The organism is Gillisia xinjiangensis (genome assembly GCF_046298265.1).
Classification (GTDB): Bacteria; Bacteroidota; Bacteroidia; order Flavobacteriales; family Flavobacteriaceae; genus Gillisia; species Gillisia xinjiangensis.
On the sequence record NZ_JBKAHK010000002.1, the window covers coordinates 351,305 to 364,634 of the forward strand.

The following is a 13,330-nucleotide window of genomic DNA, read 5'->3' on the forward strand; positions in this document are numbered from 1 at the left end:
ATAAAAATAGCGCTCTTCTTATCTTTTTTTAAAAAATTGGCCTATAATTTAATAGCCTGGATTCTGCTGCAATATACCGCCGCTCAAATCAATAGCATTTAATGGGATTGGCAGAAGATCATGTTTAGGCTCATACTGTTTCGCTTTTTGACCAAAATTAGAAATAGTACGAGCTTCGTTTTGCACGTAAGTATTTAAAACCTCCACCGTTCTGTCCTGTCTTCTTAGATCGAACAAACGTTGACCTTCAAGTGCCAATTCTAATCTACGTTCAAACCTTACGGCTTTTCTGGCAAAATCCTGACTATTAAAAGAAGCATAAGGTTCTATTTTATAATTGGCTGCAGGACCTGTTCCGGCTTCGTTTTGAACCACGGGTGAGTCTTTCGCCCGGTTTCTTATCCTGTTCACATATTTCAAGGCCAGGTCAAGATCGTTTTGCTCAACTGCTGCTTCTGCGGCCATCAAAAGCACATCAGAGAATCTCATGATCTGATAGTTAATACCTGAACGTTGCTGACCCCAGTCACCCGTTCCCATGTTAACATCATCTCCTGCATAATAAATATTTTTCTTGGATAAATACGGACCTGAAATATCTGCAGGGCTTGCACGAATCCAATCTTTACCTACCATTACTCCCCAGCCGTTATAATCTATTCCTCTTCGGCCAACAGTGTAATCAAGTCTGGGATCCAGCATTCCTGTTTCCGGCGTGAAAGGTTCATCACTGGCTAAACCATAATCATTGGCAACATCAGATTGGTTATAGGTATCTAACAAGGGTAAACCGTTTGCATCAGTTTGATAGGCATTTACAAGATCCTGTGTAGGCTGTATAAATCCACAGCAGGAATTAAATGGTCCCCCACCTGGGAAGTTCAGGGTTCCTCCCTGATTTCCGTTAAAAGACAATCCGTCATCTGCTGCAAATTGAATAGCAAAAATAGATTCAGGGCTGTTTTCCCCACTTGCTCTGAATATATCAAAAAAGTGACTGTTTAAAGCATATGGCCCGTTATTTATTACCTCGTTAAACAATGTTAATGCAGGACCATATTTATCCTGGTATAAAAAAGTTTTGGCTAAAAATGCTTTGGCAGTCCATGAAGTAGGACGTCCGGCATCTGATTGGGTATCCGGTAAATTATCTATTGCAAACTGAAAATCTGCTTCAATCTCGCCCCAGATGGATCCCGGATTAGGTTGATTGAATTCTGTATTGTCATAGTTTTCGACAGAAATGAAAGGGACATTCCCATATATTTTTTGAAGTTCAAAATTAAAATGTCCTCTTAAAAATCTTGCTTCAGCCTCTTTTTCAGGAAAATCCCGGTCTTCTATTTTTTGGATTACAGAAATAACGGCATTTGCACGGTTGACCCCAGCATAAAGACCGTTCCATTTTCCGAAGAAATAAGGGTTTCCACTGGTCCAGTCGTAAATTTCAGCTAAAAAAAGATCGGCCTGGTCACCATCTGTACTCCCTTTATGGGAATCATCGGAAAGAACATCAAACCACCAGTTGTCTCCACTCACGGCCCAATCATCTGCACCCTGTGCATTACGTTTACCATCGAGAACGGAATAAGCACCTGTAAGAAGTAGATCTACTCCCTGTTCATTTTGTAAAGCTTGATCACTTAAAGCACCAATGGCTGGAGTTTCCGTAAATTCTTCACTACAACCTATAAATACTATTAGCGGAAGAATATAATAAATTAATTTCTTTTTCATCTTTTTTATAATTTTATATTAACACCTAAAGTCAAAATTTGAGAGATAGGATAAATATTATCATCTATTCCTAAATTCAAACTGTTAAACGATTGTATCTCAGGATCCAGTCCGTCGTATCCTGTAATTGTAAAGAGGTTTGTTCCCTGAACATACAGACGAAGGCTTTCAACACTTAACCTGTCTGAAATATTTTCAGAAAAATTATAGCCTACCTGTAGGTTCTTTAGCCTCAAATATGATCCGTCCTCTACAAAAAAGGAATTTGGATTGGTTTCATTATTTGTAATTGTCTGGCTTAAAGCAGGGTTTTCAGCATTTGTATTATCAGGTGCCCAGGAATTTAAAACTCTTGTACTTCTGTTCCCGTCGAAAAAGGTAGGGAAATCTGAGTAGATTTTCTCATAATTATAAATATCATTTCCCTGAGAACCAGCAATGAATGCAGAAATATCAAATCCTTTATAACCCGCCATCAAGTTTAGGCCATAGGTAAAATCCGGATGAGGAGAACCTATATAAGTTCTGTCTGAATCATTAATAACGCCATCGCCATTGATATCACTATATTTGAAACGACCCACACCACTTGCCGGATCCGGAAATCCCTGATCGGCGTGACCAGAAACTTCTGCTTCAGAGGCAAAAATACCTTCTAACACTCTACCATAAAAGGAAGATAAAGGACGGCCTACAGCACTTCGTGTTATAGCACCACCTCTATAGAAAGATTCTCCTGGTTGGAAATCACTTATTAAATCCGTCACCTCATTATCGTAACGTGAAAGATTAAGTTCTATACCATATGTGAAATCATTAGAAGAGCTATTTTGATATCCAAGATTAAAATCAAAACCGGTATTTTGAATAGATCCAAGGTTGACCAATGGTGCCTGGGCATCAATAGCTGTAGAGCTAATCAAACTGTTATCCCTGGTGATCAAATCATTTGTAACAATTTCGTAAAATTCAATTGAGGCTGTAAGTGCATTGGCAAACATTCCCAGTTCCAGGCCTACGTTTTTAGAAATACTTTTTTCCCACCTCAAATTTGGATTTCCTACCTGGCTTAAAATGGCCCCTGTAGTGATGGCACCGCTTCCGTTGAAAGCATAATTTGCCAGACCCTCATTTAAATTAGAAATATTGATCGTTGGATTGGATGCGGGTAAAGTCTGATTACCTAATTCTCCCCAGGAAGCTTTCAATTTTAACCTTGAAATATTTCCAATAGGAAAAAATTCTTCCTCACTAATTACCCAACCCGCACTTACCGAAGGAAAAATATCGCTTTGATTTTCTCCGAGGAATCTGGAGGATTTATCCCTTCTTAAGGTACCGGTTAATAAATATTTTCCTGCAAAGGAATAATTGGCAGTTCCAAATATTGAAAAGAGCGTGGAGGTACCATCATATGCAAAATTCACATTTGGAGTACCCGCGCCATTACCCAATAAATAGAAGTCCGGGTTTTCAAATAAATAATCATTTCGGCTAATGCTTTTTCCTTTTTGGCTTGTAGATAAAGCCTCAATACCTACAACAGCATTTATAACATGATTATCAAAGGTTTGATTGTAAGTTGCGGTGTTGGTCCACACCCATTCATACCTGTTGAAATCACTTTCGGTTAACGTGTTTGTGGCACGTGCTTCTGAATGCTCAGGGTTTACGGGCAAAAAGTTTCGGTTATTGAAAGACCGAATATCCCCCCCAAAGGTTGTTTTTAATACCAATTCATCGAAAAGTTGATAGGAAGCATAAACATCCCCGAATAAACGAAGAGATTTATTGTAATTATCGGCTGCCCTATATCTATTCGCTACCGGGTTTGTAGGATTTGATAATCCAGCAGAAGACTGGTAAGTTCCAGCAAAATTGCCGGCATCATCCCTTACAGGAATTAATGGGCTGCTACGCAAGGCATTATTTATCTCATTCCCGCTTCGGGTATTATCGAAAGAAGCATTTAAATGTTCCCCTAACCGAAATTTGTCACCTAGTTTAAATTCAGAATTTAATCTGGTAGTAGCTCTTTTGTAACCTGTAAAAAGCTGGATCCCTTCCCGGTCCAGATAATTTACAGACATTAAATATTTCCCGTTCTCATTTCCATTCTGCATAGAAATTGAAGTACTATGTGTAAGTGCCTCCTGAAAGATTTCATCCAACCAGTCAGTTCCGCCGGGTTGTACTGTGGCATCTACGTCAATTCCCAAAAGTTTGGTTGGTACTACAGGACTTGCTCCATCACCATATTGCGGATGTTGAACTGTTGCTCCGTCATTACGTAAACTTTGGAAAATCATTTCCCCGTGTTGCTGAGGGTTCAACAAATCAGGTAGATTTGCAGCTCTGGAAACCCCAACATAACTATCTATAGAAATGGATGCTTTTTGCATACTATAACCACCGCTTTTTGTAGTTATAATAATTACACCGTTTGAAGCCCTTGCACCATAAATAGCTGCCGCACCATCTTTAAGAACGTTCATTTGCGCAATGTCTGCAGCATTTAAAGAGTTCAAAATGGAAGGATCGTCTGTTTGTACTCCGTCAATTATATATAGAGGGTTGTTATTATTGCTTGTTCCAAAACCACGGATCCTTACCACCGGAGATGAACCCGGCTGCCCGTTACTTACTACTGTAACCCCGGTAACCCTTCCTTCCAACGCTTCTGCAGCATTTACTATAGGTTGTTTTGTCGCTTCAGAAACATCCACTGAAGAAACTGATCCTGTAAGATCCCCTCTGGTTTGAGTGGTATATCCCATCACAACAATTTCATCAAGTTGAGCGGCATCCTCTAACAATGTCACATTGATTATTGTACTACCCCCTATAAGTATTTCTTGGTTACTATACCCAATATAGCTAAAAACCAGGGTCTCATTTTCAGAAACATCAATACTGTAATTACCATCAAAATCAGTTTGCGTCCCCCTGTTAGTTCCTTTCACAAGAACATTTACACCTGGCAAAGGAAGACCGTTTTCGTCTATAACCGTACCATTAATGATTTGTTGCATGTTTTCATTGCTATTGAAAGCCTGTGTTTCTGCTGTGCCAAAGAATAAAAACAAAGAAAAAATAATCACACCTATATGAAGGTATTTATTCTTTCCTGGTGAAAATCCAATGTGATTGGTTGTAATCTTCATATCCATAATGTTCTTTAATTTTGTTAATGAATTGATAAAGCTAATTGAAAGAAACGTGAAAATATAACAAAAGTTTGAAATTCAACTAAAAAAATAATAAAACTTTCCTGAAGTTTTTTGATTTTACAATTTACAATTCCTTATAACTGCATCATTTTTGTCATTACCATGGCACTTTCACTTCCGTAAATATTTACTTATTGTGGTTGAAAACCGGGCGGGGTTTCAGCTTTCGGTATCATAGTAATAGTGAATTTTTGTCTATCTAATAACATGCTCTCGATGCTTATTCATGGTAAAAAAAGCGGTGGGAACCGGTGACCTGGCAGGATTAAGCTCAATATACTGGGGTAGACCAGGTTTGGTAGAAATTCTCCGTACCGGTACGGTATTCCTCTAATAATTTGATGGCTTCTCCTGCCTGAGACACCGGATATTTGCAGGTTTTATTCTGGCACACGTAGATCAGGGTTTTTCCCTCAACAAGTTTTCCTTTAAGAAGTGGTAAGTTTTCTTTTTTTCCACCCATAAAAATAGAAGTTGGCAAATAATTTAACTGAAGTTGCATGTTTTTTTCAAAAGCCTTGTCACCAACCAATGCGATCTCGTATGCGCCAAATGTTTTAAGACTTAAGAGTTTCGTCCAATTGGCATAAAAAGAAGGTTCTTCAATGGCCTTATCAATCATTTGATTAAGCATATTTTCACTCATTTGGATATATTCTCCCTTATCCAACAGATTGCCCAAAATATAAAGATTATTTGCCATTGCAGAATTGGAAGAAGGAATAACATTGTCATCTAATTCCAGATTTTTAGCAACTAAATTTTCATGATTATCGGCTGTGTAAAAAAACATTCCACTTTTCTCATCCCTGAAATTCTCTATAACATAATCAGTAATATTTTTCGCTTTTTCCAACCATTTCACATCAAAATTCACCTGATAAAGACGCAGGTAGGCCCCACTTAAAAAAGCATAATCATCCAAAAAAGCATTTACTCCTGCTTTTCCGTTTCTGTAGCTTCTCCATAGGCTGAAATCTTTTTTGAGCATTTTTTCATCCAGAAATTCAGCGCATTCTATAGCCTTTTGTAAATACTCCTTTTCACCAAGGGCTGAAAAGGCCTCCAAATAGGCATCGATCATCAATGCATTCCAGGAAGTGAGGGATTTATCATCTATAGTAGGTTTGATTCTCTGTTTTCTTTTGTTCAAAAGCTTTTGCTTTGCACTGGCCAAGAATTTATTAAATTTCTTTATATCCAGCTCCTGCCGGTCTGAATATTCAGTTTTAGAAAACCTGCGATACAAAATGTTTTTACCTTCTTCCCAGTTCCCGCGGCGACTAACATTATAATAATCGGAAATTAATTCCAGTTCCTCGGAATTTAGGGCATCTTCAATCTCTTCAAAAGTCCATACATAATATTTCCCTTCCTCTCCTTCACTGTCCGCATTTACAGAGGAAAAAAAGCCACCCTCTGAATTTGCTAATTCCCTTTCAACAAATTCCAGATTTTGTTCTATAATCTCCTTGTATTCCTGGTTCTTGGTAACTTTATAGGCTTTTGAGTACAAACTGGTTAACTGGGCATTGTCATAAAGCATTTTTTCAAAATGAGGGATCAACCAATCCGGATCTATAGTATATCTAGCAAATCCTCCTCCCAATTGATCGTAGATTCCTCCTCTGGCCATTTGGTCCAGGGTGAGTTTTACGTTTTTCAGGGCCTCTTGATCTTCTGTAAGATAATAATATTGTAATAGTGCATCCCAGGTTACAGGCAATGGAAATTTTTGTGATCCTTTATAGCCCCCCTTTCGTTCATCTAGATTAGTTTGCCAGCCCTTATAAATATCGAGATAATCGGATTCGGAGAATTTGATTTTTCGGTCAACAAGATTATCAAGACTGTTTGCGCTTTTAATTCCTTCAGTTAGATCATCAGCGATTTTCGTGATCCTGTCCTTATCTTCCTTATAAGTCTTAATTATTTCAGTTAAAACGTTCTTCCATTCATCTTTTGGAAAATAAGTGCCTGCAAAAAATGGTTTGCCATTTGGAAGAGCAACTACATTAAGAGGCCATCCACCGCTGCCTGTTAATAATTGGGCTGCATTCATATAGATTTGATCAATATCAGGACGTTCTTCCCTGTCGATCTTAATAGAAATAAATTCCCGGTTCATAATATCTGCCACACCTGGATCCATAAAACTCTCTTTTTCCATTACGTGACACCAGTGACAAGCCGCATACCCCACACTAATTACAATAGGCTTGTCTTCTTTTTTAGCCTTTTCCAACGCTTCCGGACCCCATTCATACCAATCTACAGGATTATCGGCGTGTTGCACCAAATAAGGACTATTGGCTTCAGAAAGTCTGTTCTTAGGATTTTTTTCTTCAGATTTATTCATATCATTACAACTGGACAAGCAGCATACGATAAAATAATAAATGCTGATATTTCTTAAAAATATCAATTTCATTGGGTACTTTCAAATTTGGCTCTCAAGATAAAACAATTACCTCTAAACTTTAGAGATTTGCAAACTTTAGCGCAAAAACTAAAAATAAATGACAGAAATGAAAAAATCATTTTTTATCTTTTCCCTTATTCTAAATAATGAATTTTTTTGCTTATCCGTTTAGACACCTAAATATAGTTTTTGCTTCCCTGAACGAAGTCGAAGGGTCAAACAAAAACGTCTCGACTGCGCTCGGTGTGACATTTTTATTTCAATTATGCCTTATAGTTCCCTTAGCGGATACACAATGAATTTTTTATATTAATCATTTTTCACCAATCAAAATTATGATACAAAGAAGAACTTTCCTCAAGCGATCAGGTCTTGCTTTCGCTGCCGCCACTCTAATGCCAACTGTTTTATTTTCCTGTGAGAAGGAACGTAGATTGGGACTACAACTCTATTCATTAAGAGAGTATATAGGGAAGGATGTTTCGGGTGTAATTAAAAAAGTAGCCGACATAGGGTTTGAGGAAGTAGAAACTTATGGATATTCACCGGAAGGAAAATTTTGGGGATTGGAAGTCCGTGAATTCAAAAATATTTTAACCAATAATGGCCTATCTACCCCAAGCGGTCATTATGGAGCTGATCCATATTTAAGTGAAACCGGTACAGATGAAGACCTAAAGTATATACTTGACGTAGCGAATGAACTGGATCAAAAATATGTTGTTATTCCTCATATCTCTGAGCCTTTACGCACTTCGATAGAGGATTATAAACGAATCGCAGAAAAATTGAATAAGGCTGGTGAAATGTGCCGAAATGCGGGACTGAAATTAGGTTATCATAACCACGCATTTGAATTTGATGATTATAACGGGCAAAACGGATTAGAAGTTTTTTTGGAAAATACCGATAAGAACCTGGTCGATTTCGAACTGGATATTTATTGGGTGGTAAGAGCCGGTGTCGATCCTGTTTCATTATTTGAAAAATATCCCGGAAGGTTTCCGTTGTGGCATGTGAAGGATTTGAGTAAAACTGATCCTGCTTTAAATACAGAAATTGGAAGCGGCTCCATAGACTACAAACAAATATTCGAAAAATCAGAAAAATCAGGGGTAGAACATTACATTGTAGAACAGGAAAATTTTGAAATGGATCCATATCAAAGTCTGGCACAAAGTTTTAATCATATTCATAAAAATTTGTAAATCATACCGAACATGAGAACATGAAGAAATTAAAAAGGAAATCATTACTGAGTTTGATTTTAATATGCCTGCTAACCACAAATACAGTTTTAGCACAAAAAGGCGTAGGTGCTGAACCGCCTGAAAATGCTTTTGTTTTGTTTAACGGATCAAAAGAAAGCCTGCAAGAAAACTGGACCTATTGGGAAGGGCCCAGACTGGCTGCGGAAATGCCAATAAAATGGGAAATTGTGAAGGATCCTCTAGGGCCGGGAACTGCAGTTAACACCAATGATACTGCTGCTTCTAACGGGTTATATGGTGCTGCAGATATCGTCTCAAAAAGGAAATTTGAAGATTTCAGGCTTCATGTGGAGTTTTTAATAGAAAATGAAGGTGGGAATAGCGGTGTTTATCTCCAAAACCGGTATGAGATCCAGATTTTGGACGGGGATTCTACTAATCACGGTATGGCCGCTATTATCAATGAAAAAGCCGGTGACTATAAAATCTACAACGGTCTGAAAAAATGGAATGCTTATGACATAATTTTCCGGGCCGCTAAATTTGATGATCAGGATATTTTAATTGAAAATGCGCGGGTAACGCTTTATTTCAATGGAAAAAAAGTTCATACCAACGTTCCCATCACCAAAGTTTGGGGAGGCCCTAATTCCGGATTGGATGGCGGTAATAATAACGGATTTGGTATTACCAACAGGCCCGGGGGGATTAAACTTCAGGCTGAAGGTCACGATGTTTTATTTAAAAATATTTGGATTGAGGAAATTTCTATCGAAGATAGCACTGATCTTTAGATATTAATCTTCCATTCATATTTGATTTGCCACAGATCTTTCGGGAAGTCAGAATTGGGAAATCTGTTATAAATTCCCTTTCTCCATCTCCTGTACCGCAAAATCTACTGCCCGTGCAGTAAGAGCCATATATGTCAAAGACGGGTTTTGAGTACCCGTTGATGTCATGCAGGCACCGTCTGTAACAAATACGTTCTTGCAGGTATGCAACTGGTTCCATTCATTCAATAATGATGTTTCAGGATCTTTTCCCATTCGCACCCCTCCCATCTCGTGAATATCCAGTCCGGGAGCTTGTTTTGAGTCATGAGTTGTTATATTGGTAAAACCGGCATTTTCAAACATTTCTGTCATTTGCTCAAAATAATCCTGGATCATCTTCTCATCATTCTCGTCATAATCTACAGATATGTTAATCAACGGAATTCCCCAATCATCCTTTTTCGTCTCGTCAAGACTAACAAAATTTGATTCTTTTGGGATTGTCTCCCCCATCATATGACTCCCTATCCTCCAGGGACCCAACTTGAGGTCCAGTAAATTTTCTTTTAATGATGTACCTATACCTTCCGAGTTATCAACCTTGCTTCGATTAGCACTCAGCCCGGAAGCATATCCTCTTAAGAAATCGGTTTCCTGTTTACGCACATTCCTAAAACGCGGAATATAACCACTGGTAGGACTTTTGCCATCGGTAGTAAAATCCAGCAAACCGTTGTATTCGGCCTGCACTTTTGCCCTGTAATTATGAAAAGCTACGTACTTCCCAAGAAGACCATTGTCATTGCCCAAACCATTGGGAAACCTTTCCGATTTAGAATTCAGTAAAATAAGATTGGTATTAATGGCCGATGCGTTAACAAACACAATTCTTGCAAAATAATCTGTTTTTTCTTTTGTTATTGAATCAATCACTCTCACCCCGGTTACCTTTTGCTTTTCTTCATCGTAGATCAAAGATTCCACGACTGAATCTGGCTTAAGAGTCATGTTGCCGGTTTTTTGAGCCCAGGGAATTGTGGAAGAATTACTGCTGAAATACCCTCCATAAGGACATCCGCGTTGGCAAATGGTCCTGTTCTGGCATTGCGCCCTGCCCTGTTCTGCGTGAATTGGCTGCTGTTTTGAAATATGTGCACAGCGCGCCACAATAACGTGACGGTCCTCATATTTATCGGCTACCTGATCCTTAAAATACAGTTCTGCTTTGGTCAATTCATATGGCGGCAAAAACTCCCCATCCGGCAGCTCCTCGAGACCATCCTTGTTACCCGAAATTCCGGCAAATTTTTCCACATGGCTATACCAGGGTGCAATGTCTTTATAACGAATTGGCCAGTCTACCGCAAAATTATCCTTTACAGGCCCTTCAAAATCAAAATCACTCCAACGCTGCACCTGTCTTGCCCAAAGCAAGGATTTACCACCTACCTGATATCCTTTGATCCAGTCGAACGGCTTTTCCTGCTCATATGGATGTTCCTTATCCTTAACAAAGAAATGAACAGCATCTTCTTTGAACGCATAACATTTGCTTCCTATAGGATTTTCTTCGATAATTTTATGCGACAGCCTCCCGCGATGCTCCATATCCCAGGGATTCATATGTGTGGTGGGATAATCTACAATATGTTTTACATCTCTTCCTCGCTCCAATACAAGCGTCCTGATCCCTTTTTCTGTCAATTCCTTAGCTGCCCATCCCCCGCTTATCCCAGACCCAATTACAATGGCATCATAAGTATTCTCTGCTATTGCTTTTGTGTTTAAATTTGCCATACTTATACGTTGGTATAAATTGATTGAGTAACAGGAAAACTACCATGAAACCTTGCAGGTACCAACTCATAATTCAGGTGGTTCTCCATAACATACTGAGAGCTCATAAAACCGGCAATAGTTAAGCCTTTTACGAAAGCGACAAAATTTATCTTTTTTTCCGGAGGTGTTTCATAGGATTCCAAAGTACATAGCATATCATTTCGCTCTGCCTCTGTTAATTTGATTAAAGAATTTCCATAAAAATCTTCAGAAAAAGCATTTAACTCCCCAAATCCTGATAAAAACTCTGCCTTAACTTCTTCATTGTAGCAATCTCTCACCATTACACTGATGAATTTTTCGACTCCGAGTTCTTTTGCGCCGGGTGTATCTGTCTTCGGAATGATGATATTTACCAGTTCTGCAAGTTGCAATTGCTGATTACCGGTTAAAAAGCCGTCATCTTCTGGCAAATCTTCTGCTGTCCAGGAATCTATCCAAAAGGGTACAGTTGCAAGTCCAACTGCTGAAATTCCCAAAGTTTTAATGAGGTTTCTTCTATTCATAAAATATTTAAATTAAATATCATTGGTTATATCACCTCTATAATTCGGTCATTCTTGATGCAACTAAAAAGCTTCTATTCCCAACCCAAGATGTTTTTTAAAGAATTTCCAGTTCTCTCGCGCTACATTCCTGCCCAATTCCAAACCTGCAAGATTATCTGCCTGAATATGATAACCTCCAAGTACCCTGGACATCCCTGCCATTTCTGCGGTTTGAGTAAAAGTTGGAAATTTTAGCAACACTTCTTCCCCCAGGTTACCGGGTTCTGTTAGTGCACCGGCTGTCAATTTCACTTCTGAACCAAATATATCACTGCCTGTAAAGAGCTTTAAAGCTTCTGCACAAGCTCCACTTATAGAACTGTGACCAGAAACGTAACTGGGGAAAGGAGGACACAGGAAAGTGTCTGGAGAATATGGTCTCCAGTCCTTCCCATTCATAGTAACAATACCTTTTCCAGGTCCGCCCCAGCCTTTGATCTCTTTATCTGCATAATATTGATGAACCAAAGCGTAAGGCCTAGCAAAATCATAAAACATTTTGGAATCCCAACTAGCAATGAAAGCATCCATGGCTGTTATTTGATTATAAAAATACATTTTCACGTCGTCATCCAGGCTGTGATTATCCCTTACAGAAACTTCCATGGCAAATTTGAGCCAGTGTCCTGCCTGCTGAAGGGATTGAGGACCATCTCTCATAAATTCTACCAAAGCTTTTTGACTATCGGTAAGATTTTCCTGTAAATCTATTACTTCCTGCACTTCTTTCTCAAGCTGTACAGAACCCACAAGTGGTGGCGGAAGAGGACGAAACTGGTCTGGTGATTTTAAACCAATAGGCTTTACCTGGTCCCAATAAGGTGTAAGGCAGGTGGGTGCGAATTTTCCTCCCTTGCCATCTGAAAAATATTTTGATTGCCAGCGGTTAGGATCTACATTTAAGTCGGCCGTGTTTACGGGTTGATATCCTGAATAATCAAAATAGGCTTTCCCGTTTGAATTTTCCTCTTCACCATACTGATTAGAACCATCGTTGAATCTGGCTTCTATAACTGCCTTAGCTGCGAGATTTCCAATGCCTTCAGGTGTATTGGGAACCAAGGTTTCATTATCAGGGTCCAGGCCAAGCTCCACCATAAAGGCTCTGAAAATGGCTTTATCCGAATAATAATATTCACTAAGCGCCCGGTATGCGGCATAACTTACCGCTATTTCTCTATTCTGAAGGTTTTGTTCTGATAGTGGTCTTCTCTCTACGTTTTGGAGATATACCGGAATTGCCTTTTCATCATATCTGGTCCAGGCATCAAAAACAGCAGTAAATATAAGACCCAGGAACCTTGAAGTAATCGTAGGTCTTGGATTAAATCTTTCAGTATCATTTGCTGTGGCAAGAATAGCCATTTCACCCCATTTGTAGGCTATATTTTCAGCCCCTTTGGGTTCTACAGGACCTTCACATCCATCTGTCGGAAATTCTATAATACCGGCATAATTTTCTATAGAAACGAATAGGAGTAAGGCAAGTAATAAAAAAGTTTTCATAAAAATATAAATTTTGGTTGACAATTCATTAATCCATGTAAATGAAAGGATAATTATCTTA

8 protein-coding genes are annotated in these 13,330 nt (G+C 38.7%); 2 read left to right on the top strand and 6 right to left on the bottom strand.

The genetic code is table 11. The annotated features are described in order from the left end of the window. Positions 1–48: 48 nt before the first annotated feature. The 3 genes from ACKGJN_RS02690 to ACKGJN_RS02700 all read right to left on the bottom strand — a co-directional run bounded on the left by ACKGJN_RS02690 (position 49) and on the right by ACKGJN_RS02700 (position 7,398). On the bottom strand, positions 49–1,737 hold the full coding sequence (locus ACKGJN_RS02690; RefSeq protein WP_409537885.1) for a RagB/SusD family nutrient uptake outer membrane protein: 1,689 nt from the start codon (positions 1,735–1,737) through the stop codon (positions 49–51). Positions 1,738–1,742: 5 nt separating this feature from the next. Then, positions 1,743–4,901: a SusC/RagA family TonB-linked outer membrane protein gene (locus tag ACKGJN_RS02695; protein ID WP_409537886.1), complete on the bottom strand. Its 3,159-nt coding sequence runs from the start codon at positions 4,899–4,901 to the stop codon at positions 1,743–1,745. A 337-nt stretch (positions 4,902–5,238) separates the two neighbouring features. Next, positions 5,239–7,398 carry a thioredoxin domain-containing protein gene (locus tag ACKGJN_RS02700; RefSeq protein WP_409537887.1) on the bottom strand — a complete coding sequence of 720 codons (2,160 nt, stop codon included), beginning with the start codon at positions 7,396–7,398 and terminating at the stop codon, positions 5,239–5,241. Between the two features lie 326 nt (positions 7,399–7,724). Between ACKGJN_RS02700 and ACKGJN_RS02705 the strand changes: the two genes are divergently transcribed. Together ACKGJN_RS02705 and ACKGJN_RS02710 are read left to right on the top strand one after the other, a co-directional pair. Then, a complete protein-coding gene (locus tag ACKGJN_RS02705; protein WP_409537888.1) occupies positions 7,725–8,597 on the top strand; it encodes a sugar phosphate isomerase/epimerase family protein in 873 nt (290 codons plus the stop codon). A gap of 20 nt (positions 8,598–8,617) precedes the next feature. After that, positions 8,618–9,394, top strand: a complete 777-nt coding sequence (locus ACKGJN_RS02710; RefSeq protein WP_409537889.1) for a 3-keto-disaccharide hydrolase — start codon at positions 8,618–8,620, stop codon at positions 9,392–9,394. Between the two features lie 66 nt (positions 9,395–9,460). Here ACKGJN_RS02710 and ACKGJN_RS02715 read toward each other — a convergent pair whose 3' ends face one another. The 3 genes from ACKGJN_RS02715 to ACKGJN_RS02725 all read right to left on the bottom strand — a co-directional run bounded on the left by ACKGJN_RS02715 (position 9,461) and on the right by ACKGJN_RS02725 (position 13,269). Beyond that, a complete protein-coding gene (locus ACKGJN_RS02715; RefSeq protein WP_409537890.1) occupies positions 9,461–11,173 on the bottom strand; it encodes a GMC oxidoreductase in 1,713 nt (570 codons plus the stop codon). A 2-nt stretch (positions 11,174–11,175) separates the two neighbouring features. Next, entirely contained in the window at positions 11,176–11,721 is a 546-nt protein-coding gene (locus ACKGJN_RS02720) for a gluconate 2-dehydrogenase subunit 3 family protein (protein ID WP_409537891.1), read from the bottom strand. Positions 11,722–11,784: 63 nt separating this feature from the next. Then, on the bottom strand, positions 11,785–13,269 hold the full coding sequence (locus tag ACKGJN_RS02725) for a vanadium-dependent haloperoxidase (protein WP_409537892.1): 1,485 nt from the start codon (positions 13,267–13,269) through the stop codon (positions 11,785–11,787). Positions 13,270–13,330 lie beyond the last annotated feature (61 nt).